The organism is Marinomonas maritima (assembly GCF_024435075.2).
Lineage (GTDB): Bacteria > Pseudomonadota > Gammaproteobacteria > Pseudomonadales > Marinomonadaceae > Marinomonas > Marinomonas maritima.
Map to the genome: position 1 here is coordinate 99844 of NZ_JAMZEG020000004.1, position 23749 is coordinate 123592.

18 protein-coding genes are annotated in these 23749 nt (G+C 43.9%); 7 read left to right on the forward strand and 11 right to left on the reverse strand.

The window, feature by feature from the left end; genetic code table 11:
- Positions 1–8: 8 nt before the first annotated feature.
- The gene (locus M3I01_RS15675) at positions 9–161 is read right to left on the reverse strand and encodes a hypothetical protein (protein WP_255896855.1); all 153 of its coding nucleotides are present in this window, start codon (positions 159–161) and stop codon (positions 9–11) included.
- 340 nt (positions 162–501) lie between these two features.
- Here M3I01_RS15675 and M3I01_RS15680 point away from each other — a divergent pair, with 340 nt between their 5' ends.
- The 3 genes from M3I01_RS15680 to betA all read left to right on the forward strand — a co-directional run bounded on the left by M3I01_RS15680 (position 502) and on the right by betA (position 4243).
- Complete coding sequence (locus M3I01_RS15680; protein WP_255896856.1) at positions 502–807, forward strand: isoamylase early set domain-containing protein; 306 nt, start codon at positions 502–504, stop codon at positions 805–807.
- A 260-nt stretch (positions 808–1067) separates the two neighbouring features.
- Positions 1068–2525, forward strand: coding sequence for a betaine-aldehyde dehydrogenase (gene betB, locus M3I01_RS15685; RefSeq protein WP_255896857.1), 1458 nt, complete (start codon positions 1068–1070; stop codon positions 2523–2525).
- Positions 2526–2560: 35 nt separating this feature from the next.
- A complete protein-coding gene (betA, locus tag M3I01_RS15690) occupies positions 2561–4243 on the forward strand; it encodes a choline dehydrogenase (protein ID WP_255896858.1) in 1683 nt (560 codons plus the stop codon).
- A 66-nt stretch (positions 4244–4309) separates the two neighbouring features.
- Here betA and M3I01_RS15695 read toward each other — a convergent pair whose 3' ends face one another.
- Together M3I01_RS15695 and M3I01_RS15700 are read right to left on the reverse strand one after the other, a co-directional pair.
- Positions 4310–6562, reverse strand: a complete 2253-nt coding sequence (locus M3I01_RS15695) for a methyl-accepting chemotaxis protein (protein WP_255896859.1) — start codon at positions 6560–6562, stop codon at positions 4310–4312.
- A gap of 293 nt (positions 6563–6855) precedes the next feature.
- Entirely contained in the window at positions 6856–8790 is a 1935-nt protein-coding gene (locus M3I01_RS15700; RefSeq protein ID WP_255896860.1) for a bifunctional 2',3'-cyclic-nucleotide 2'-phosphodiesterase/3'-nucleotidase, read from the reverse strand.
- Positions 8791–9186: 396 nt separating this feature from the next.
- Here M3I01_RS15700 and M3I01_RS15705 point away from each other — a divergent pair, with 396 nt between their 5' ends.
- Together M3I01_RS15705 and M3I01_RS15710 are read left to right on the forward strand one after the other, a co-directional pair.
- Positions 9187–10860, forward strand: a complete 1674-nt coding sequence (locus tag M3I01_RS15705) for an amidohydrolase (RefSeq protein WP_255896862.1) — start codon at positions 9187–9189, stop codon at positions 10858–10860.
- Positions 10861–10907: 47 nt separating this feature from the next.
- Positions 10908–11399, forward strand: a complete 492-nt coding sequence (locus M3I01_RS15710) for a hypothetical protein (RefSeq protein WP_255896863.1) — start codon at positions 10908–10910, stop codon at positions 11397–11399.
- A 20-nt stretch (positions 11400–11419) separates the two neighbouring features.
- On the opposite strand, the gene M3I01_RS15715 is transcribed toward M3I01_RS15710, so the two are convergent.
- Both M3I01_RS15715 and M3I01_RS15720 read right to left on the reverse strand, forming a co-directional pair.
- The gene (locus M3I01_RS15715) at positions 11420–12331 is read right to left on the reverse strand and encodes a LysR family transcriptional regulator (RefSeq protein WP_255896865.1); all 912 of its coding nucleotides are present in this window, start codon (positions 12329–12331) and stop codon (positions 11420–11422) included.
- 238 nt (positions 12332–12569) lie between these two features.
- Complete coding sequence (locus M3I01_RS15720; RefSeq protein WP_275565181.1) at positions 12570–13247, reverse strand: zinc metallopeptidase; 678 nt, start codon at positions 13245–13247, stop codon at positions 12570–12572.
- Positions 13248–13356: 109 nt separating this feature from the next.
- On the opposite strand from M3I01_RS15720, the gene M3I01_RS15725 reads away from it, so the two are divergent.
- Together M3I01_RS15725 and mltA are read left to right on the forward strand one after the other, a co-directional pair.
- Positions 13357–13935, forward strand: coding sequence for a DNA-J related domain-containing protein (locus tag M3I01_RS15725; RefSeq protein WP_255896868.1), 579 nt, complete (start codon positions 13357–13359; stop codon positions 13933–13935).
- A 182-nt stretch (positions 13936–14117) separates the two neighbouring features.
- Positions 14118–15305 (forward strand): murein transglycosylase A, encoded by a 1188-nt coding sequence (mltA, locus tag M3I01_RS15730; RefSeq protein WP_255896869.1) that lies wholly within the window; start codon positions 14118–14120, stop codon positions 15303–15305.
- An 83-nt stretch (positions 15306–15388) separates the two neighbouring features.
- On the opposite strand, the gene M3I01_RS15735 is transcribed toward mltA, so the two are convergent.
- From M3I01_RS15735 to M3I01_RS15760, 6 genes are all read right to left on the reverse strand, one after another.
- The gene (locus M3I01_RS15735) at positions 15389–16309 is read right to left on the reverse strand and encodes an energy transducer TonB (protein ID WP_255896870.1); all 921 of its coding nucleotides are present in this window, start codon (positions 16307–16309) and stop codon (positions 15389–15391) included.
- Positions 16306–16737, reverse strand: a complete 432-nt coding sequence (locus tag M3I01_RS15740) for an ExbD/TolR family protein (RefSeq protein WP_112135013.1) — start codon at positions 16735–16737, stop codon at positions 16306–16308. Before M3I01_RS15740 ends, M3I01_RS15735 begins: the two co-directional genes overlap by 4 nt.
- Positions 16734–17156, reverse strand: a complete 423-nt coding sequence (locus tag M3I01_RS15745; protein ID WP_275565182.1) for an ExbD/TolR family protein — start codon at positions 17154–17156, stop codon at positions 16734–16736. The genes M3I01_RS15740 and M3I01_RS15745 overlap by 4 nt, the downstream gene beginning before the upstream one ends.
- The gene (locus tag M3I01_RS15750; protein WP_255896872.1) at positions 17146–17823 is read right to left on the reverse strand and encodes a MotA/TolQ/ExbB proton channel family protein; all 678 of its coding nucleotides are present in this window, start codon (positions 17821–17823) and stop codon (positions 17146–17148) included. The genes M3I01_RS15745 and M3I01_RS15750 overlap by 11 nt, the downstream gene beginning before the upstream one ends.
- Positions 17824–17927: 104 nt before the next feature.
- Complete coding sequence (locus M3I01_RS15755; protein ID WP_255896873.1) at positions 17928–19865, reverse strand: SWIM zinc finger family protein; 1938 nt, start codon at positions 19863–19865, stop codon at positions 17928–17930.
- Positions 19858–23742, reverse strand: a complete 3885-nt coding sequence (locus M3I01_RS15760; RefSeq protein WP_255896874.1) for a type I restriction endonuclease subunit R — start codon at positions 23740–23742, stop codon at positions 19858–19860. Before M3I01_RS15760 ends, M3I01_RS15755 begins: the two co-directional genes overlap by 8 nt.
- Between the last annotated feature and the right edge of the window lie 7 nt (positions 23743–23749).

The window sequence follows — 23749 nt, forward strand, 5'->3', positions numbered from 1 at the left end:
TTACTCGTTCACGACCGTGGATCGTGATGATGGCTATGAGAATGGTCACTATGGGAATGATGATGATGTTCATGATCTGAGCGTTTAAAAGCAACCAGATACACAATTTTAATAACCAACATCACACTAAGCGCAATGAGAACTATCATTTGAATATCCATAAAAACACCTCATTATTATTGTTGGTGTCTTTTGAGTGTAGAACATTTAAACGCATCTAATTGTGAATTTACGTCTCGGGATGTATTCATTTCGTAAGCCCAATAACAGGGCATTTATACCCAATAAAGAGGCGATGCCTACCCAACTAAAGGCTTTTTAAACAGCACGTAATACACTTTTCTTCGATAGATTAATTACTTAAGTAATATGGCGTAAGTTTTGCCTGTTCTTTATTTAAAGAGCTTATTTAAAGAGACTATTTTAAATAGTCGTTTCATCAACCCTCAGGCTTTTGCAGTAGCCTAATTTTTTGCCTATGACTAGGCCATGGAGCTGGAAATGATCGAGAAAACATATTTAAAAACCAAACCAAAATGCAAAGTGAAATTTGCGCTATCAGCAGACATAATTGGTGATGGCCAAAACGTTTCAGTGGTTGGCGACTTTAACGATTGGGATGCTTCAGCGCACCCATTACGCAAACAAAAGTCCGGTATTTTTGCTTCCACCTTAAATCTAGAAATCAATCACACTTACCAATTCCGCTACCTTGTTGACAATCAGTACTGGCTAAACGATGACATGGCAGACGCCTATGTTCCGAGCCCCATCAGCCAAGATTCAAACGGTGTGCTAAGCCTATAACTCTCCTATGCCTCTTTTTATTTCCACCGTCAAAAAGAGGCAATTCCTCCTATATAAAAGCCTTTTTCACCAACTGACTTATTAGCGCCATAAACGGCTTGTAAACGTCCTCTTCACGCCTTTCTCTTGATACCCGACTGCCATTACAGATCAAAAATGTGTACAATGGTTTTTATTAAACGTACGTTTAACAAAAAACATTAATACCTCGATGGTTCCATAAAGAGCATCGAAACAGACTAACCAATAAGAGGCACATCATGGCACATCAGCAGCAATACATTCACGGCCGCTACCATGCATCCACTAGCGGAGAACACTTTGAAACCATTAACCCTGCCACAGGGGAAGTGATTGCAACCGTTGAGCACGCCGGTCAAGCCGAGCTAGATGCTGCTGTTGAATCCGCCAAGAAGGGCCAAAAAGTCTGGGCCGCAATGAGCCCTGTTGAACGTGGTCGTATCCTTAAAAAAGCCGCTGAATTACTGCGTGAAAACAACGAAGTACTCGCACGTTTAGAAGTACTGGACACCGGTAAACCGCTTCAAGAAGCCATTTGTGTCGACATCGAAACAGGCGCTGACGTCATTGAATATTACGCTGGCCTAACTGACAAGATTCAAGGCGAATACCAAGACCTTGGCAACGGCAACTTTTTCTACACTCGCCGCGAGCCATTAGGCATTTGCGCTGGCATCGGCGCGTGGAACTACCCTATTCAAATCGCCATGTGGAAATCGGGCCCAGCACTGGCCGCTGGCAACGCGATGATTTTCAAACCCTCCGAAGAAACGCCTTTAACCGCGCTTAAATTGGCTGAAATTTACACTCAAGCCGGTTTACCAGATGGCGTGTTTAACGTGATTCAAGGTGATGGTCGCACAGGTCAAATGATCACCGCTCACCCAGGCATCGACAAAGTCTCTTTCACTGGTGAAGTCGGTACAGGCAAAAAAGTCATGGCCGCGTCTGCACAGTCTCTCAAAGATGTGACCATGGAATTGGGCGGCAAATCCCCAATGATCATTTTCCCTGACATGCCCGTTGATCAAGCGGTTTCTGCAGCGATGCTCGCTAACTTCTATACACAAGGTGAAGTTTGCACCAACGGCACACGCGTATTCGTTCACGCAGACATCATGGACGCTTTCACCAAAGAACTAAAAACGCGCACAGAAGCGATGATCATTGGCGACCCAATGGACATGGAAACACAAGTGGGCGCTTTGATTTCAAAAGACCACATGCACAAGGTTCTCGGCTACATTCAGGCCGCGAAGGACGCTGGCGCAACCTTGCTTTGTGGCGGTTACCAAGTCATTGAAAACGGCTTAGACAAAGGCGCGTTCGTGGCGCCAACGGTCTTTACTGATTGCACCGATGACATGCCACAAGTGCAAGAAGAAATTTTTGGCCCAGTGATGTCAGTATTAAGCTTTACTGATGAAAACGACGTGATCAAGCGTGCAAACGATACTAAATTTGGATTGGCTGCTGGCGTCTTCACGAAAGACTTCGCTCGCGCACACCGTGTGATTAATCAAATGCAGGCCGGTATTTGTTGGATAAACGCATGGGGCTCTTCCCCTGCAGAAATGCCCGTAGGCGGATACAAAGAGTCTGGTGTTGGCCGTGAGAATGGTATCGATACGTTATACCACTACACACAAAACAAGAGTGTTTTTGTTGACCTAAACGACATTCAAAAACCTTACTAAGCGAGACTCTTAACTCTTAAGATATGAGAAAAGTCATGGCAAACGAAACATACGATTACATTATCGTTGGTGCTGGTTCTGCTGGGTGTGTATTGGCAGACCGACTAACAGAAAGCGGCGAACACTCCGTTCTGTTATTAGAAATGGGCGGCTCGGATAAAAGCATTTTTATCCAGATGCCAACGGCGTTGTCTTACCCAATGAACTCAGACAAATACGCTTGGCAATTTCACACAGAGAAAGAACCAGGACTGGATAATCGCGAAATGCATTGCCCACGCGGTAAAGTATTGGGCGGCTCTTCTTCCATCAATGGCATGGTATATGTTCGCGGCCACGCGTGCGATTTTGACCAATGGGAAGAAAACGGTGCGACGGGCTGGAATTACCAAACCTGCTTACCGTACTTCAAAAAAGCCGAATCTTGGAAAGGCGGCGCAGACACTTATCGCGGTGGTGACGGCCCCTTGTCGACCAACAACGGCAACGACATGACCTACAATCCACTGTATCAAGCATTTATTGATGCAGGTAACCAAGCAGGTTACGGCGAAACAGCGGATTATAATGGTCATCGTCAAGAGGGTTTTGGCCCAATGCACATGACCGTGAAAAATGGTGTACGTGCTTCCACGTCTAACGCTTATTTACGTCGTGCGATGCAACGTCCTAACCTCACACTGAAAACTGGCGTACTGAGCCACAAAGTCTTATTTGAAAGTAACAAAGCGGAAGGTAAAAAAGCCGCTGGCATTGAGTTCAGTAAGAAAGGCCAAGTCAGCCAAGTGCATGCCAGCAAAGAAGTCATCCTGTCCGCAGGTTCCGTTGGCTCACCACAGTTATTGCAACTGTCTGGAGTGGGTCCAAAAGACGTATTAGAAAAAGCCGGTGTGCCGCTGGTGCATGAACTGCCCGGTGTCGGGGAAAACTTACAAGATCACTTAGAAGTCTACTTCCAATATCGCTGTAAGCAACCAGTCACCCTAAATGGCAAACTGGACTTGATCAGCAAAGGCTTAATTGGCACTCGCTGGATCTTGTTCAAAAGCGGTTTAGGCGCAACCAACCATTTTGAATCTTGTGGTTTTATTCGCTCTCGTGCGGGTTTGAAATGGCCAAACATTCAATACCACTTCTTGCCAGCCGCCATGCGCTACGATGGTCAAGCAGCGGTTGATGGGCACGGTTTTCAAGTGCACGTTGGACCAAACAAGCCAGAAAGTCGTGGGAAATTGTGGATTGAATCCGCAGACCCAGCAGCCAAACCACGTATATTGTTCAATTACATTTCAACCGAACAAGACAAACAAGATTGGCGCGATACCATTCGCCTTACTCGTGAGGTGCTTGAGCAATCCGCATTGGATACATACCGTGGCGAAGAGATTCAACCCGGCATTAGTATTCAAAGTGATGAAGACATCGACCAGTGGGTGAAAGAAAACGTAGAAAGTGCTTATCATCCTTCTTGTACTTGTAAGATGGGTAGCGACAGCGACCCTATGGCCGTGTTAAACGAAGCTTGCCAAGTTCGTGGCATTGACAACCTGCGTGTAGTGGATTCGTCAATTTTCCCGACGATCACCAACGGTAACTTGAATGCACCTACCATCATGGTGGCCGAAAAAGCCGCGGATATGATTCTTGGGAAAGACGCATTACCAAGCTTAAACGTGCCCGTTTGGATTCACCCAGAGTTCGAAACCAAGCAACGTTAGTCTATCTAACCGTAAAAGCCCCAAGATTTGTACGCATCTCTTGGGGCTTTATTGATGACTACCTCTTTATTGCAGCTTAAAGCGCGACACCAAGTCATTTAATGCTGTCGATAACTGAGAAATCTGCTCGCTCGACTGGGAAATTTCATTGATGGCCTGCTCATTTTGTGATGAAGCCTGGCTGACAGCCTCCACGTTTTTACTGATATCATTCACCACCGAACTTTGCTGTTCCGATGCACTGGCAATTTGAATGGCCATCCCATCGACTTTATCAACAAAATGCATAGCCTCTTCCAATTGGTCAACCGTACCTTTTGCTTGATTAGACACTTTCTCTGCGTGCTTCACATTATCATCTAATACGGTTTGCGCCTCTTTCGCACCACGCTGTAATGCATCAATAATCGCGCTTATTTGCTCTGTTTCTCGCTGCGTGCCCTGGGCAAGGCCTCTCACTTCATCTGCGACTACCGCAAAACCTCGACCAGACTCTCCTGCTCGTGCCGCTTCAATGGCAGCATTTAGAGCAAGTAAGTTTGTCTGATCAGAAATGCCTTGTATGGTTTCAATAACCACTGAAATATCGGCTGCACTTTGATTTAAAGCACTCACGATTAATTGAGAGCGACGTAATTCATCTGCAACATCATGCATATCTCGAGCGGCACCTAATACAGCAGCAACGCTTTCGCTGACACGATGCTGGGCATCGCTCGTGGCACGAGCCACCTCCTGAATATTGTTTGATACCTCACTTACCGACATGGTCATTTCATGCATTGCTGCCGCGACTTGTGTTGTATTCATATGTTGAGACTGCACATTAATGCTTGTCTCTTCTGAGATAGCCGCTAACTCTTGTGATGTGGCGGTTTGAGTAAGGACACTTTGGCGAATTTGGCTGACCAAATCATGTAAATTGGCCGACATTAACCCCATCGCCCCATACACACTTTGCTTACGCACTTTCGTGTCGAACTTTACTGTCAGGTCGCCATTCGCAATACGCTCTGCAATATGCTGCATCTCTTTTGGCTCTGCACCTAAAGGGTTTAACACCATGCGTACAACACCAAATGCCGTCAGAATAACCAGTACCGTTGCCACAACAATTAACACCAAAATAACTTCCAGTAGCTGTTTTGTACTGGCTAATGCTTCGGCTTCATCCATCTCAGCTACCAAAACCCAATTAAGTCCGTTTACGTTCAAAGGAGTAAAGGCAGACAACACAGGATGACCATTATAGTCTTGAACAATATCAGTCGCTGTCTCCCCTTGTAGGGCTCGCTGGACTGCTTGAGTATCCACAAGCCCTTTGCCTTCCTTCTGCTGAAAAGAGGCTTGTACCGAATGATAAATTGGGTCTAAGTAAGAATCTGATCGCATTCGAAGATCATCACCCACTAAATAGGTTTCGCCTGTTTCCCCTAATCCTGCACGCTGAGTCATTAGAGCATTCAATTTATCAATAGGAAATTGAACGGCTAACACACCTAACCGCTCTCCTTTCGCCCCGATAATAGGAACGGCAATAAACCCTGCTGGCACATTATATGAAGGCACATACAAAGAAAAATCATTAAAAATACGCTGGTCTTTTGATGCTTGCACAGCACGTTCGAAAGCCTTAGCGAGTCCTGAGTCTCTATAGGGTCCGGTTACTAAAGATGTTGCAAAATCAACCTCTTTAAACACACTGTAAATAACCTCTCCTTTTGGGTTGATCAAAAATAAATCATAAAAACCAAATTGTTTTTGCACCTCCGACAAGTAAGGGTGTATACGCTTATGCTCTGTATCGTACTGCAATCCTAATGTAGAACTGTCTAAGGCATCCTTTTTCCCAACGCCATTAGGGTTATCAACCATATAACCATATTGCAATAACAAGCCTGCATCTGAAATACCCCCTACAATTGACGACATAGCTGGCAAACTCACACCTAGACTGTTTGCCTCTAAAGACGGCTTAAAGTACTGGTCATAATAAGAAAGCGTTGTCTTTTTGATGTCATAAAATGCAGGTTGTTGCGCTGAATATGGATAGTTTCTAGCGTCATCAAAAGCCTTATCCAAGGCTTGCATATCTTGTTGGATTTGAGGGCTTCTTGAGAGTAAATAGACTTCATCCTCTAGCCCTGTAAGGTATTCTTTAATCGCGTCTTTTTTAGTTTCCCGTAATGACGATAATTGGTTATAAGCCATTTCCGTCATAGAACTAGAAGAAATAAATAAGGCTACCCCTGTTATCGCTAAAGCGGGCAATAAACCAACGCAGATGAGGATTAACAATACTTGCTTTTTAAACGTCATGATGCAATTCCTTTATGCTGTTTTATCTCACAAAATCATCCTAAACTCTTTTAAATTCAAAGATTTATTGTTTTTTTGTCGTGACAATTCTCTCATTATTAGCCCGACAGTTTGTTAAGCATAGTATAGAAAACGTACAATTCAACCATAAGGTCAAGAATATATACCTACCTTAGATACCTCCTTATTTCTTCGATCCTCATCTAAAATATCCCCACAAAAAAGCCCGCTTGATAGCATCAAGCGGGCTTTTTTTATATGAATTTTAGCTCTAAAAAGGGCTTACACTATGATTATTTCAGCTCAAACACAGCAAAACCACTTTCATCCAAAGACTGATAGGTCATATTTTTACTGGCTGCCTCTTTCGCCTTAGGTGAGGTAGTAAAAAGCACCTTCGCTTTACCAAAATCCGTAAACGACCAATTATTATCCGCCGCTGGATTAATGGTTTTTTGGCTTAACAAATAGTTTGCCACTACATCTCGGTTTTTATCTGGCGCATCAATCACAATTGTATCGCCCGATAAATTCGGAAAATGCCCGCCACCGCCCGCTCGATAGTTATTCGTTGCGACCAAGAATTCCTCTTTCGCTCTTAATGCCTCGCCATTAAACATCACATTTTTAATACGATGCGCGTCTTTATGAACGATTTCACCATCTGCATTGTAACGAGCTGGCTGTGTCACATCGATACGATAAGAAATACCGTCAATCACATCAAAGTTGTAGGTAGGAAAGCTGCTATTAATCAAGTCTTGTGGTGCTGTTGAATTGGCATCAATCTGATTAAACTGTCCCGCTGCCGCTTCCAGCCACTCGACAACTTGAGCTCCCGTCAGCTTCACCACCTTTAAATCGTTCGGATAAATATACAAATCACTGACGTTTTTTAGCGCAATATCACCCTTAGGCACATCCGTATAATAATCTGGACCGCCTCGGCCGCCTGCTTTAAATGGCGCACCCGCAGACAGAATCGGCATGCCTTCATAGGACGTACCACGAACGATATTTTCCACATACCAAATCTGCGCATTGTTCACGATCTGAATGGATGGGTCGTCTTGTACCAACGCAAAAAAACTGTTGATGTCGGCAGTGGACTCCCCTACTTTACGGCGCATGTACACTAAAGTGCCTTCATGCTCGGTTTTCACCGCGTCATTAATACTGGTATCCGCTTCGACCAAGGCCACCGTTTTACGGCCTTCACGACGTGAAATAGCACGTACTTCAGCTTTGCCATCAGCAACCTTCCAACCGTCTCCAGCCGGCTCCAGTGTTAAATCAATCACCCCAAGGTGAGACCCCCAAAAGCCCGGCATGGTCGCTGGCTTGCCAAATACTGTCCCCTTCTCACCATCGACACCTTCAAAGGCATCTAATGCTTTATCACCGGGGAAGATTCGATGAGAGTGACCAAATAACACCGCATCAATGCCGTCCACTTTTGCTAAATGATAAGACGCGTTTTCTTCACCTTTCATATAAGGAGAATTCATCATGCCACTGTGCGGAATCGCGATAATCACGTCTGCGCCGTTGGCTTTCATTTCCGGTACGTATTTGTTCGCGCTTTCAATAATGTCTTTGGCAATGACTTTATGGGTTAAATTGTCTTTATCCCACGTCATAATTTGTGGCGGCACAAAACCAATGTAACCTATCTTGACCGTTTGTTTTTTGCCGTCAGAATCGACGAAGGTTTTGTCTTTGATAATATAAGGCTGGAAGTAAGGCTGATCGTTAGACGCATCGTTGTCGCCATCGTCCACATAGACATTCGAGTTTACGTACGGAAAGTTAGCGCCACTTAAACTCTTCATTAAAAAGTCTAAGCCATAGTTAAATTCGTGGTTACCAATATTACCCACATCGTAATCCAGCAAGTTCATCGCCTTAAACGCCGGATGCGTCTCACCAAAGCGCAGCACTCGACCTTTAGCAACATAATCGCCCAACGGCGTGCCCTGTAATAAATCACCGTTATCCACCAATACCGAGTTCGTCACTTCGGCACGCGCCGCTTTGATCAAAGTGGCAACGCGGGACAAGCCTACAGAATCACTTTGCTTATCGCCGTAGTAATCGTAATCCACTAAATTCATGTGAATATCCGTGGTTTCCATCACTCGCAAGTCGATGGTAGAAGCCTGCGCCATTGCAGTAAACAGCAAAGAAGAGGCGAAAAGCGCCGCGCCCTTAGGAACAAAAAACGTCATGACATTACTCCATTCATTCAAATATCTTTCTTATTAAGAATACTAACCAAACAGTCAGTTTTCATAGTAAGACGAATTTAAGCGAAGTTCATGTTTTTTTGATGACATTAAGAAGATGATTTTATTTAAGTTCTGAATTCGGTTACGTGATGACGAATTTTTATCCGTTGTTAATACCCTTACAGCGTTGTTACTTAAAATAGGCTACAAGAAAGTTTTTGCGGGTTAGCAGCGAAACAGATAATGCCTCTAACAGTGATGGCTTCCAAATTTCCCGCTATCCCTATCGTCTTATACTCACTATTTTTATTTTGCTTTTATACTGCACTACACTTTCTTCATCACAACACACTTCTCCTATATCTATCATTATATGGGATATGAAAGGAATGAATAATGAACCGAAATTACCCTATGGCAGCAATAGTAAGCCTAATCATGAGTACTAATGCACTGGCGGTTGAACAAGCCGACATGATTTTAACAAACGCAAAAATTTACGGTCATGACAATGCCGATGCTATTGTCATTCACAAAGGCAATATTGTGTTTGTTGGTAAAGCGACAGAAGCGAATACATATCGAACGACAAAAACTGAGCTTATAGATCTCGAACAGGCTTATGTCATGCCCGGCTTTATTGATAATCACAACCATGTATTTGAAGCAGCTTCAGAAGCCGGTGGCAACTGTGAATTAGATAGGGACGCATTACTTGAAGAGCAAATCCCGTATTTAATGACTTGCAGTAGAAAGGCTAAATCTGATAGTTGGCTTATGGGTTACGGCTTTTCTTTGGATGCAATCTTAAGTGAAGATAATCGCTACACTCCATTGGAAGTGATTGATCGTATTTTCCCGACACAGCCTGTCGTTCTTATGGAGCAAACCTCACATTCAATGTGGGTCAACTCAGCAGCTCTTAAATTAGCAGGTATTACCAAAGACTCTCCAGAACCTCAAGGAGGAAAAATTCTCAAAGATGAAGAGAGCGGTGAGTTAAACGGCATTTTATTTGATAACGCGGGCGATATGATCATGGAGATGGCTTGGAATAGCTTGGAAAATCAGTTTGACCAAAGCTACGCTGGCTTAATGAATGGCCTTGAAGAAGCGGCAGCACATGGCATAACAACTATTGGTGATGGGCGACTGTATTGGAAACGCGGTTGGTATGAGGTGTGGCAACAAGCCGAGAAAAATGATGATTTAACCGCTCGCGTGTCACTTCGCCCGTGGATTTATCCGACTGACTCGATGGCATCTCAGTTAACGTTTTTAAAGCAAGTACAGTCGAGTGACAAGTCGCGTTTGTTATTGGTCGATCAAGTCAAAATGTACAGCGATGGTATTATTATTACTGGTACGGCAAAAACACTCGCACCATACTTAGACACATATATTCCAGATGAACCTTACGGCATTAACTATATTCCTCCACACCAAATGAAAACCTGGCTTGATGCATTAAACAAGATTGGCTACAGCGCTCATATCCATGCGATTGGTGATGGCGCCGTTCACGAATCATTAAATGCTATTGAGTATGTTCGCAACCAAGGTTCGAAAAAGCCTTATACGTTAACGCATGTGGAATTAGTGAACTCAGAAGACGTCTCTCGCTTCGCAGAGCTGGATGCGACAGCCGATTTCCAAGTAGGGTCTGATTATATCGTACACCATGATTATGAGTGGGCAGAACCCTTCTTAGGCGCTAAGCGAACTCACGCATTGATGAATCCAAGAGCCATTTTTAATACCGGTGCGAATGTTACATTAAGTAGTGATTGGAATGTTCATGACATCAATCCATTAGTTGGCATCGCGAATAGTTTGAAAATGGGTGAAACAGGCTTGCCAGACGTGAAAGCGGCGATAGATTCCTACACAATCAATGCTGCTGATAGTTTAGGGATTAGTGATATTACGGGTTCAATAACCGTTGGGAAATCGGCCGATTTTGCCATCCTAAAAAAAGACATTACCCGTTTATCAGCCGATGATATAGCAGACACAGAAGTCTTAATGACAGTACTACAAGGTGATATCGTCTTCAATGCAGTAGAATAAAACCATAGGTGTAGGGCTTGCTCTGCACCGTTTTTATGGAGATCAGTGTGCAAAAAAAACGTTTTTATATTGAGGTAGCAGTAAGGCAACTGTTTCTACTGATATTCATTGTGCCCGTATTGTTTAGTTATACTTTTGATAGTATGCGCCAGATGGATCAAGAAAATCAGTCTGCAATATTAGCAGTGATAGGGCTATTGATGGCGGCAGGTATTATTGGTGTTTTTGAGGCTACTTATCAAAAAACTCAACTTAACCATCGACTTCAACGTACGCTTGCTCACATAACTAAATTGCTACTGTTTACTGGCATCTCTGAACTTATCATTTTGGCAATCGCCGCCGTTGGAATTACTTCAACAGTGTGGGATGATCCACTACTTTGGGCAATCCTTCCCATTTACGCATCTTTGTACGCATACGATTGGTGGGACGCACTAATTGCCGCGCCTGTTTCTACTCCAGAGCATAAACCAAAACATAATCTTCAGATTGAGCCAGAACCCCTGTCTAAATCTGAAATACAATCCCAGTCTTGACGTTAATTCCGAAAAATGACTTAAAATACAGATTTGTCTACGAGTTGGTGAGTGGTTTTAAAGGCCTCTATTACCTGACTACCAAGCTGAGATAGCACTAATCCATTTCGCCAACACAGTTCAACTCTTCGCTCAATTCCTACAGGTTCAAAATCACAGCTCAGTGCAATCAGTTGATGATTTTCGATGTAATCATTCACACATTGTTCGGGTAAAAACGCGAAGCCTTTTCTGTGTTTCAACATCGCAATAAGTGGTCGAATATCCGAAAAAAAGCCGTAAATCGGACTAAATCCATCACTGTTTCTATCGGGATGTTGAAGGTTGCTTGTTTTATTCGTTTCTCCCCAAATTAACTCGCGGTATTGGCTTAAGTCACTGGTACTCACCACAGATAATGCCGCAAGAGGATGATCCGGACTGCTCACTAAAACTTCTTTGTAATGACCTAATCGGCAATACTCAAAACGCTGGTGATGAAGAGTGTCGGACTCATGAGTAATAATGATATCGACATTACCTTCGTTCAAATCTTGTGTCAGTTGATGCCTTTCTTCCCTATACACTTCAATACTTAAATGAGGAAAATCTAATGTCAGTACAAGAGGCTGTGTGAAAGCAATATCGGGAATATAGTTTTCAATTCCGATAGTCATCACCGTTAATTCACCTTGCGCAATCATCTCAGCACTTTGAACAAATTTATCCACTTGGCTCATGGCATGCGTAAGGTATGGCAATATGCGCTCACCATCTTTGCTTAAAGTGGTTTTATTACCGGTTCGGTCAAAAAAATTAATTCCAAGGTCGATTTCCAAATCAGAAATCCATTGGCTAACCTGAGGTTGCTTTTTCCCTAATTGACGGGCAGCAGAAGAAATGGAACCTGTTTCGACGGCCAATAAGAGTGCTTTCAAGTGCAATGAGTTCATAAGCTTTTATTAATTCAGGTACGTGCTAATTAAATTTCAACATTATCAGTTAAACGCACTATACGTTCTTATATTGAATTAATCACATCAGAAAAATGCATTCATACTTAACATGACATTACGTCGAGCCCACACAGCCTTACCACTACAAAAAATGAGACGAAAGGCTTCTCTAGCTTTGTTCGGATGCTCGCCAATAAATTGAGTCTTAGGCATTATTCGCGCTTTCTCTAAAACACTAGCGCTTAAACCAGCGCCAAACGAAGAGCACTTTTATTAAAGCTGCGGCGACGTAGGTCATGGCACAGGCGGTTAGGATTTTCTTCACTTTGGGTAAATCTTCCTGCGGTATGTAGTTGCCTTCGGCAAGGATCGGTAATGCTTTGTTAAAGCTGGCATCCCATTCTTCTGGCAGTATGGCCAGTTGCACGATAACGGCTAACAAGCCCGACAAACCGACGACGAGTGCATGTAATGGTACGGCATAAGGTAAATGTAATAACAAGGAGATGGCTGGCCAGCCGATTAACAAACCCGTTGTGATTTTTCGGGCTGCATGGGCAAACGGTAAATAACGAGAACTTAAATGCGATATTTTTTGTTTCTTCTCATGCGCGATGGCGTGCCCGATTTCGTGAGCCGCGACGGCCACAGCCGTTAACGAGCGACCATTAAACACACTTGGACTAAGACGAACTACGTGTTGTCCGTAGTCAAAATGATCTTGTCCTTCTTGTGTCGTTTCCACCTTTACGTCGTTCAGTTCGAAGCGTTTCACTAAATGCGTCGCCAGCTCACCACCCGTTCCCGGTAAATCCTTGCGCTCCGTCGCATAGCGTTTCAGCGTAAATTTCACCCAAGCACTGGGCCCAACGATCAGCACGACGGCGATCAAAATAACGATAATCCACAACATAGTCTGTTTTTACCAGATTCCAAAATAATAAAAAAACACGCTCAGCTTTGACCCATTTCTGCTTCATCACATACACTGTGTATCACAACTTACACAATAAGAGTCAGATATGAAGAACCCTTTAGTTGGACCGATTCTAGTAATCTTAAAAAACCACCCTAATGGTGTTAGTGAATTTGATATTCTTAAAGCACTAAAAGAGCAACTTCCGGAGTTTAGTCAACTTGCAGAAGACAACAACTTACTGCTGTTTCGTCAGCACTTTCTCATCATGAATGCCTTGTATCAACTCCAAAGTAGTCTTTGGCAAGAAGATAATCTAACGCTTTATATCAGTGCCATGCGTATTCACTTAGTCAGTGCCACGCAAATCAATCGATCTGACAGCACCACATTGAGCGATAGCGTAGACGCAAAACTGGCCGCTTACTACCTAGACTGGGAAGAATACGAAAAAACAGGGATAGACGAAGTATCTCACTTGCTGAATAGTTTTTATAAAGGCATCAGCTTAAGCGGCAATCGAGAGTCTGCACTCAAAACGCTGCAAATCCAAAGCACTAACCCAACAAAAACCGTCATCAAGCAGCAATACCGTAAATTAGCACAGCAACACCACCCAGACCGAGGTGGAGATCAAGACCTGTTCATCGACTTAAGACAAGCTTACGAATACCTCATGTTTTAAAAACTCATGAGCCCTGCAATATACCCTTTAGAATCCAGCGTGCAACATACAATAAAATGTAAAACTGCCTGCTAAACATTGCTTTAGCATCGATTCCTATTCAAGATGAACCTCGCTCTTCACTTGTGGTCAAAACGCCACGCAGCTTCATTTTACTCATTTATTTTATAGACATAGGGCTTATGAATTTTTCTTCTTTTTTTCAGCATGTTTTACCCAAAAAAAAGTACTCTCGCTCCCTGCTTCGTCCACTTTGCCTTGTTTCTTTTAGTTTACTGGCAAGTTGCAGCTTTAATGAAATCGATAGCTCCAATGATTTTGAAAATAATGGCCGAGACACCACGGCGCTCAAAAGAGAATCCTTGTATTTAAAAGAAAGCCTACCGCCTGGTCTACCGTATCCAGACATCAGTTTCCAAGCGGGCTTGCAGCAACAAATCGCATATTTGAATCGCTTATCCGATAAACCCTATTTACTTCAAAACACACAAACGAGTGTCGCCGATTTAAAACGAGTAGCGACAGAAATAGACAATTGGCTGCGCTACCCAACACAGCAACCCCAACTAGTCGCTCACCAACTCGCAGGACAAGATCAAAGAGGTAACGTACAGATCACGGGCTATTATGTCCCTATCCTATCGGTACGCCACTTACCTGACGAAGTGTATCGCTATCCGCTTTATCGTAAGCCGACACAACGCAATGCCAAAGGGGAGTTCCCTTCAAGAGAAGAAATTGACTTCGAAAACGCGCTAGCCGGGCAACAATTAGAAATTGCCTATACAGCTGATTTAGTCGACAATTTTTTCTTACACGTGCAAGGTTCCGGCGTTATTGAATACGAAGATGGCGAACAAAAACTGTTGTCTTGGGGTGGCGTAAACGGCCACGCTTATCGAAGTTTAGGCAAAGAACTCATTGAGAGGGGCGAGATAGACCGCGCCAATATCTCGGCTCAAAGTATTCGTCAGTGGCTAAGTGACCATCCAGAACGTAATCGCGAAATCCTATCGACCAACCCAAGTTATTTGTTTTTCAGTGAAGGGCCTCAAGCGCCCGTGGGTGCCGCCAATGTACCATTAACCCCTTTATATTCTGCGGCTGTCGACCCTAGCGTCATTCCTCTTGGCTCAATATTGTTGGCACAAGTACCTAAGCTCGATGCTTATGGAAACTTAGTCGGACACGAGTTTCGTCTCTTACTTGCGCAAGACAAAGGTGGCGCGATTAAGGGGTCGGGGCACATTGATTGGTATCAAGGTATCGGCGAGGAAGCGCACTTCCATGCTGGACAGCTCAAACATTTCGGCAAGGTGTGGTTGCTACTGCCACAACACCTTGTTCCTCAAAAACTGATTGCCCAATAAGCTATTATTCAATAGTAAAAACGCCTCGCTTTATTGCTAAAGCGCGGCGTTACTTTTTTGAGCCATTCCTCTTAACCAGCCAGCTACCTTAAGTCACTGAGTTTAAAAGAGACCGGCAGGTTGATCCGTAATTCACTTTCTTCCATACCTTTAGTGAACTTAGGCAAAGGGGTTGCTCGTTTAATCATGTCCAGCACGGCATTATCCAAACGCTTGTGCCCAGAACTTTTGCTGATACTCACATCCGACACAGAACCGTCCGCGTGCGCCACAAAGGACAAAGACACAACACCTTCTTCATTGCGACGGCGCGATGCTCTTGGATAACGTTTGTTTTGCGCAAGTACTGATTTTAGCTGAGAGAAATAACTGGCTTTCGCGCCAGCGTTACCACCACTGTTGGCAGAATTAGCTCGACCCGTTGTTGCTTTTTGATTCGCCATTGAAGGCGGCGCCACTTTTTTAGGCTCAGCCTTAACGACAGGCTTTTCAACTTTTTTTGGTTCCGGTTTTTTCTCTGGCTTCGGTTTTGGCTCAGGCTTTTTCTCAGGTTTCGGCTCTGGCTCTGGTTTGGGTTTGGGTTCTGGTTTTTTTACTTCAATAGGAGATTTTTGTTTCACCACAACCGGTTCCGGTTCTGAGATTATTTCAGGTTCAATAATTGGCTCAGGCTCAACGATTGGTTCTGGCTCTACTATCGGTTCTGGCTCGATGATAGGTTCAGGTTCTACAACTGGTTCTGGCTCCACTTCCGGTTCAATTTCTTCTTGAATCTCTTCAATCGGCTCCTCAACCACTTCTTCAACTTCTGCTGCCTCTTCTTGTACCGCCGTTGTTTGAGCGGCAACACCAAGATCTCCCATCATGCCAAGATCAAACTCAATACCTTGCGAGCCCGCCGCTTGGCTACCTTCTGTCGGGTTATAAAATACCGTGTAAAAAGCACCAGCATGAACCGAAACAGCCAAGCTACCTGCAATAATCCAATGTCGCGTGGAAATCATTCTTTTCCTCGCTCTAGCTGCGTTGCCAAACTGACTTTCGTGAGACCCGCTAAACGCACCTGATTAAACACAGGTCGTAATTTTTCTAATGAAATCCCGCCATCGGCTTTAATCTGCACCCAAAAACGCTCTTTATTCATCGTCGATATAAATTGAGCTTCTAGATAAGACTGTATCTCGTCTATAGCGAACAATTGATCATCAACATAAAGACCGTCATCAACACCCACCACGATAACGACATTAGGGTCTGTCACAGCACGAGTATCATTAATAGAGTGTGGTGGAATCACCGGAATAGGATCGGCTTTTCTGATTTGACCAGCCACCATGAAGAAGACCAACATTAGAAAAACCACATTAATCAATGGCACCATGTTGTCATCGTTGCTAGCAGCTCTTGCGGCGTATTTTTCGCCTATTTTCATTTTGCCCCCGGCATAGCAAAAGCATTCGCAATCGATACGGTTTTTGCGCCATTCAGTTTTAGACGATCAGCAAGATGCATCAAGGTTTGAAGCGTCACCCCTTCTTCCGCCTTGATGATAAAAATGCCCTCGCTATGATCAGCAATCAACGTTTGAAAGCGCGCCTGATCGGCAAAACGAATCGGTTGATCATTCATCCAAACCTGATCATCATTTAGCTTCAATGTCAGAACCACATTGTCTTTTTCCTGTGGCGTCACTAGGACATCAGAAGCGACAGACAATGGCGTATCAACAATACGCCAAGGAACAAAACTGGAGGTCAACATAAAGAACAGCAATAAGATAAACACCACATCAATCAGTGGCGTTAAACTAATCGCATTCTTACGTTTGGGCTGAGAAAGATTAAGCGGCATGAAGCATCTCTTTGGCGGCTTTTTCTACCAAATGCTTTGCTTCTTTGCTGGTAAACACCCGAGTGACTGCATCATTCATATTATGAGCAACACGTTCAACTTTACGTTCCAGCCAGCTTTGTAGTGTCACCACAGGAATCGCTACCGCCAAACCTACTGCGGTGGTTAGAAGTGCTTGCCAAATACCACCGGATAAAACCGACGGATCTACTTGATTGCCAGCACCTTCCATTTGTTGGAACGCGGTGATCATCCCCAATACCGTACCAAGCAAACCAAGTAGTGGACTTAAAGTCGCAATAATTTCTAAAGGGCGCAGATAAGAACGTAATTGATTCAATTGCTTCATCGCGCGGCGCTCTACTTCTTCACGAATCAAATCAACACTTTGATTGGCACTTAGCAAAGCTCGCATGGTGTACCCAACAAGGGCATCTATTGGGCGTTTTTCATCAAGTCTTTCAAGCGCCCCTTCACCGTTATCATGACGCCATTCGTCCAATGCCAACTCAGTGGTCTTAAGGCTTTCAGCCCGAAGTGAGGAAAACTGCCATAATTTCAGCAGAACAATCGTCAGAGCAACGACAGAAAACACCATCAATATCCAAACAACAGGCCCACCGACCTGCAAAAAATCAACAATTTTCTGTTGCACTGAATCTTCCACGACACTCTCCACTGAATAAAATATTATTCAAATGGTAGTCATTCTCAACTGTATTTTCAATACATAATTGTGATAGTGCGTAAATAGAACCAAGATGATCAAAATTACTCTATTAGCTTGGCGCTGCGCTTCGAGCTAAGCAGCTTATCCAATACCTCTTGTAGGCGAATCTTGCGTTTGTGTTCTGCTTTCAAGCTTTTGACGAATTTCAGCCATTCATCAAGTCGTTGATGCTGTTCATAGACTTTGCGTAGTTGAAGGAGATATTTGCCTGCTCTTTGATACGCCGATGCTTTGGTTGCTGCAATCTCGGTAAGCGTACAGGCTTTCCAGATGTTAATGGAAGTTTCAGGATGTGAAATAGATACGGCAATCGCTAACGATCTAGCCAAGCTATCTGTCATAATTTGAAAACCAACACGATTACCAAAACGATCTACCGCTTCATCAAAATGCTGCTCATGGACGGCAACCTTAATCATTAGATCTTCAATCTGAGTCTGGCTCCAATACCCCTTTAGCTCGACTAAAGAACTCACGTCGGGTTTCGGCAAAGGCCAGTCAGCGGGCAACACATCCGTCGCGGGATCACCATGCTCAACAAGATCCAAAATCGTTGTTCGAACCGATGCCCACAGACCATCAATAAGCGGGGCTTTCGTTTTGAATAAACGCCCAATAATTTGAAAGTTTTCCATCGTTGGCGACGCCAAGAAATCATCCACCAACAAGGCAGCCACTTGCGTAATATCGCCTTCTTCTTTATGCCATTCGATTAATTGATCTTTTAAGCGACGAGCAATGCCTGGTTTTGATTGTAGCGTGTCGTTAAAACCCACCAAGCACCATTCTTTGGCTTTTCTCATGTTGCCTTGTTTCACAAACGCTTCGACCAGTTTTGCATAGTCTTGGGTGTTGCGAACCTGTTTTTCCATCATGGCAAGAATGGCGTTGTCATCGCCCGCCTTTTGATAAACAAGGGCCAACATATCAACGACTCTTTTATACTCATAGTCCTGTTTTTTAGACTTAGAAAAAGTCGCTAAACGCTGATTTAAAACCATCGCCACCTCTTGCCAATACTCGATTTGATAGCACTCATGGTTGTAAACAAGATCTAAGTCTTGCAACAACCCATAGTCATCTTGCAACTCTCTATCAATCCACCAAAAAAGCTGGATAACCGGCTTCATACTGGTTTTCGGCAAAGCTTCCAAGACGATAAACATAGTACGGCTTAGTTCGCTGGCAAGTTCACCTTCGTCATCACTGTGCTGAATTTGTTCTATGCCTAAGGTCCAAAGCTCACCGCCTAATTCAACCACTTCATCGAACGCATTCTGTTTGAGCAATGTCTCAAAACCTACGCGTATGGGCGAGTAATCTGGCGTATGCCCTTTATGGTTCCAGTAATCTTGCCAACTTTCTTCTGCGGTCACTTTTTTGATCTTACGCCTTAGTGAATCAACTTGAGATTTCACCTTAACAAGGTTTGGCGTTTTATCCGCCAATGTCCAAAGACTTTGCTCGATCTCATAATTCTTCATCGATAACAGCAATAGCTGTTTTACCAGTGCGGCTTTCGGCTGCTTGGAAAGCATTTTGTGCAGTGCGTCTAACGTATGTGGATGAGTCGGATCTAACGCCTCTTTTTTGGACGATGGTTTCAATCTTTCTAACGAGTTATCAATAAAAGACAACTCAATGTCTCTCGGTGTCGCACTCTGCATATCATCTTGGGGGATATCTTTACCAGCGTTGAGCTGTTTGGCGGCTGCTAAGATTACCGCCACCGCGTGTTTGCATTCGCCATACTCATAAGGACAAGAGCAAAACGACGTCAACTCACCGTCTTCTAGAAACACGTCCGTGTTATATTTTTCTGTGCCTTGAACCTTGGCAGACAAGGCATCATTGATGGTCAAAGCAAGATCACTTACATGCTTAACTATGCCTTTACCACGAGCATAAATTTTATCGCCCGCCCACTCTTGGATCTCATCCAAAGCCAATGTTTTTAAATAATCGATCAACTCACTCACGGTTGTCTCTTAATTTTTTCAATTCGTTTTCTACCTCTTCGACAATCATCATCGAAGCCTGCTCTTCTTTTTGTTCTGGTAAAAAAGTTTTGATGTCGTCTTTCAAGCGCTTAAAGCCATCCGACAACTTAGGATAATCCATCACAAATCGATAAATGCTCGTCCCCACGCCCACGCCCGTAAACACCTGCCAATACTGCAAAACAAACTCCAGTACCGTACTGCCTTCACGGGCTTCACTTAACGACCAGAACAAGCCGCTTTCTTGCTCATCGCGCAAAGTAGAAAAAGGCAAATCGTATTCTGCTAAAAGGCTTTGAAAACGAGCGGTCAAACTCAAGTACTGAGCCAAAATATCGTCATTCACCACCCCATGAGCCAATAACTCACTGCCAAGTTGGTAATGACTTAACGATTCCAAGGCTTTGGTGTACGGCGTGTCCAAATGCAAAACAAACTTAGCAATAGGCGATGTATGACGAGAGCGAGTCAGTTGGTCGCTAAAGTATAAAGAGCGGTCCCCAACGGAATGGGCAAGACTTGCCAAGGTAGTTACATCGTAATCCACACTCGGCTCGCTCACACCTTCAATCAACCCAGTGTTTTCTTCATAGGTTTCAATAATGTCATTGAACTCACCCATGATGCGTTCAAAGACTTTTTTACGCTCCAGCAACTTGGGCTTGTAATCCAACAAGGCAAACACCTGATCTCGCAAAGGCAACTTACCAGTAAAGGCGTATTCGTCGATCAAACCATAAAATGCGGTTTTATCCATGTGTTCTGTTTCACACAAAGCATGCACCGCTTGGCGTTTTTGCTGTTGCCAAAAACCAGCAAAGGTATCGTTCAAATCCTGCTCCGGCGCAAGGTTAGGCATGTATTCATTAACGAATTTTTCAATCAACCCCCGCTTGCTGCGTAACTGTACCTCGTTGCCCAACATTTTCATGATCTCTTCAGTTTGTTGGCGGGTGGCTTCAGTTGGGCCATGGGCTTGCTCTTCTGCTTGAATGTCCCCTAGCAAACGTAAAATATACGCCACGTTTACCTCGTCCCGCTGGATCAATTCCAGTTCAAAATCCACGCCATCCAGCACACTGACTTTTTCGTCCTGAGGTTGACGCTGGCGATCAAAAAGATCCTGATACTTACTGGAAAAGTCGCTAAAGGTTTGTGCATCCATTTCCAGCTGCGCCCAATCAAACTCGGTAAAGGACTTCAATTTGTTGATATTACGCATTAAGTAACGAAAAGATCGCACAAAAGCTAACTGTGCGTCTTCACTGACCAAGCTGTTAACCTCATCAGGGGAAGCCACCAAGCGATGCAAATCCACCACCCCTTGGTTAAACTCACCCACATAAAAAGCATAATCTTCCAGCAACACCTGATCGCTGGTATTGGGGTTACAATACATCTTGATAGCGGTGTCTACGTTGTCTTTAAGATTGCGGAAGCACACCACATTGCCTTGAGATTTCAATTCACCAAAGATACGATTTGTACGAGAAAACGCCTGAATCAAACCGTGATTCTTCAGATTTTTATCCACATACAGAGTGTTGAGTTTTTTGGCGTCAAACCCGGTGAGAAACATGTTCACTACCAGCAATACATCGGCACGGTCTGCGTCTTTGAAACCATCTTTTTCACGCTCTTTCATGCGTTTGGCAATGTCGTTGTAATACCGATAAAACGCCTTGCTGTCTTTGATCGTATGACTGGTTTTATACAGGGAATTATAATCTTGCACATAAGACGCCAGCTTGTCACGGCTCACACGGTGAACACGGGTATCCGCTGGCACTTCAAGATTAGGGTCACCCACATCGCCTTCTTTTTCATCTTCTTCTTCCGCTTCGTTGTCAGCAAAAGAAAATATGGTTACCACCCGCAAATCATGCTCACCTGCCAAGCGTTTTTGCTGGAACAGGTCGTAATATTTAATCAGAGCGGCTTTACTGCCGACACACAACATGGAAGAAAACTTACGCTGATGAGTTTTACGGTCGTGGTTTTCAATTATCCAATCCACCACACTCTCAATGCGCGCGGTTTTCTCCCAATCGGCTTTCGACAAGGTGCTTTCGTCTACCAAGGTATTGTCAGAAGTACGTAACTGCCCCCAATACTCCACCGAGAACTTCAATACGTTGTCATCGGCAATGGCATTGGTAATCAAGTACTTGTGTAAATGTTTGCCAAATAAACTCTCTGTTGTCTGATACTTAACATGGTTATCAGACAAAATAGGCGTACCCGTAAAACCAAACAATTGCGCTGTTTTGCCAAAAAACGCCTTAATTCTGGCATGAGATTCACCAAACTGAGAACGGTGACATTCATCAAAAATTAGCACCACACGCTTACCTTGCAGAGTTTGCATGGCAGTTTCATGGCGGCCTTTCGATACCGCCGTATTGAGTTTTTGAATGGTGGTGACAATGAGTTTTGTATCGCCTGTTAATTGTTTTACCAGTTCACGAGTATTGTCGGTGCTGTCTACGCAACCCTCACTAAAATGATTAAATTCCTTACTCGTTTGATAATCCAGATCCGCACGGTCCACCACAAACAACACCTTATCAACCTTACCTTTCCCTCCTAAACGACACATGATTTGCGCCGCTTTGTAACTAGTTAAGGTTTTTCCTGACCCTGTGGTGTGCCAAACATAACCATTGTTGTCTTCACGGTTTGGATTAAAATGCGTGACTTTACGAAGGATATTTTCTACCGCATACACCTGATACGGGCGTAATACCATCAACAACTTACTGGACTGATGCAACACCATGTAACGGCAAATCATTTTCGATACATGGCATTTTTCTAAAAAGGTATCAGCAAAAGCATCCAACTGAGTCACCAAATTGTTCTTCTCATCCGTCCAGAAAAAAGTCTGTTTATAATCCGACAAATCACGGTTATTGGAAAAATACTTGGTGTTCACGCCATTGGAAATAACAAACAACTGCACATAGTTGAACAAACCATCTTCTGACCAAAAGGTATCCCGCTGATAACGATTAATCTGATGAAAGGCCTCCTTCAACTCCACACCACGGCGTTTTAGTTCTATTTGCACCAGTGGCAAGCCATTGACCAATAACGTTACGTCGTAGCGGTTCACCCGTCCGCCTTTTTGGCGCACTTGGTTGGTCACTTGGTATTCGTTTTGACACCAAAAATCCGTATTTAAAAATTGTAAATACACATCTTTGCCATTCTCACGGGGGAGATGGAAACGCCCACGCAAAGTGTCGGCACGGGCAAATACATTGCCCTTGTTTAAGTGATTCACCACAGCGGTAAATTCAGTGTCGGTTAACACCACCTTGTTGTGGATTTCTAACTGGCGCTTTAGATTAGCTCGTAAGTCCTCAGCACTGCGGATAGTCACCCGCTCGTAACCTAACCCTGTTAAACGAGAAATTAGGCTTTCTTCTAATTCCGCTTCGGACTGGGTATAGGCAGGGTCATAGTCGTCGTTTGGCGCATGACCATGAGCTTCTTCTATTTCCACCTGATGAGCTTGCTTTTCGACTTCTTGTTCAATGACGGCATTTTTTGATGCGCTGTAGATTTCCATCACATCATCATGGATTTGATTATCACCGTTGAGCGATACATCAAAGCCGTAACCCAAATCGAGCATTTCCAACGCGCCAATGACTTTATAAAGTAATTGGGAATTATCCTTGGCTCCCTCTTTGGCAGTAAGAGAAAGTCTTAACGGTGCATTATCACTTTCTCTTCGCAATAAGCTCACTAACGCTAACTCTGGAAAACGGGAAAAAATTGCTCGGATTCGTTGCAAATCGTCTTGTGTTAATCCGTATCTCATTAATGTCAAAGAGTCATCCAGAGTCATAAAGCCC

Excerpts from the sequence above, each read along its gene's own strand:
- M3I01_RS15725 (WP_255896868.1), top strand. The coding sequence starts at position 13,357 with ATGAAGAACCCTTTAGTTGGACCGATTCTAGTAATCTTAAAAAACCAC.
- betA (WP_255896858.1), top strand. The coding sequence starts at position 2,561 with ATGGCAAACGAAACATACGATTACATTATCGTTGGTGCTGGTTCTGCT.
- M3I01_RS15735 (WP_255896870.1), bottom strand. The coding sequence starts at position 16,309 with ATGATTTCCACGCGACATTGGATTATTGCAGGTAGCTTGGCTGTTTCG.
- M3I01_RS15705 (WP_255896862.1), top strand. The coding sequence starts at position 9,187 with ATGAACCGAAATTACCCTATGGCAGCAATAGTAAGCCTAATCATGAGT.
- M3I01_RS15700 (WP_255896860.1), bottom strand. The coding sequence starts at position 8,790 with ATGACGTTTTTTGTTCCTAAGGGCGCGGCGCTTTTCGCCTCTTCTTTG.
- betB (WP_255896857.1), top strand. The coding sequence starts at position 1,068 with ATGGCACATCAGCAGCAATACATTCACGGCCGCTACCATGCATCCACT.
- mltA (WP_255896869.1), top strand. The coding sequence starts at position 14,118 with ATGAATTTTTCTTCTTTTTTTCAGCATGTTTTACCCAAAAAAAAGTAC.
- M3I01_RS15745 (WP_275565182.1), bottom strand. The coding sequence starts at position 17,156 with ATGCCGCTTAATCTTTCTCAGCCCAAACGTAAGAATGCGATTAGTTTA.
- M3I01_RS15715 (WP_255896865.1), bottom strand. The coding sequence starts at position 12,331 with ATGAACTCATTGCACTTGAAAGCACTCTTATTGGCCGTCGAAACAGGT.
- M3I01_RS15680 (WP_255896856.1), top strand. The coding sequence starts at position 502 with ATGATCGAGAAAACATATTTAAAAACCAAACCAAAATGCAAAGTGAAA.
- M3I01_RS15675 (WP_255896855.1), bottom strand. The coding sequence starts at position 161 with ATGGATATTCAAATGATAGTTCTCATTGCGCTTAGTGTGATGTTGGTT.
- M3I01_RS15720 (WP_275565181.1), bottom strand. The coding sequence starts at position 13,247 with ATGTTGTGGATTATCGTTATTTTGATCGCCGTCGTGCTGATCGTTGGG.
- M3I01_RS15740 (WP_112135013.1), bottom strand. The coding sequence starts at position 16,737 with ATGAAAATAGGCGAAAAATACGCCGCAAGAGCTGCTAGCAACGATGAC.
- M3I01_RS15760 (WP_255896874.1), bottom strand. The coding sequence starts at position 23,742 with ATGACTCTGGATGACTCTTTGACATTAATGAGATACGGATTAACACAA.
- M3I01_RS15695 (WP_255896859.1), bottom strand. The coding sequence starts at position 6,562 with ATGACGTTTAAAAAGCAAGTATTGTTAATCCTCATCTGCGTTGGTTTA.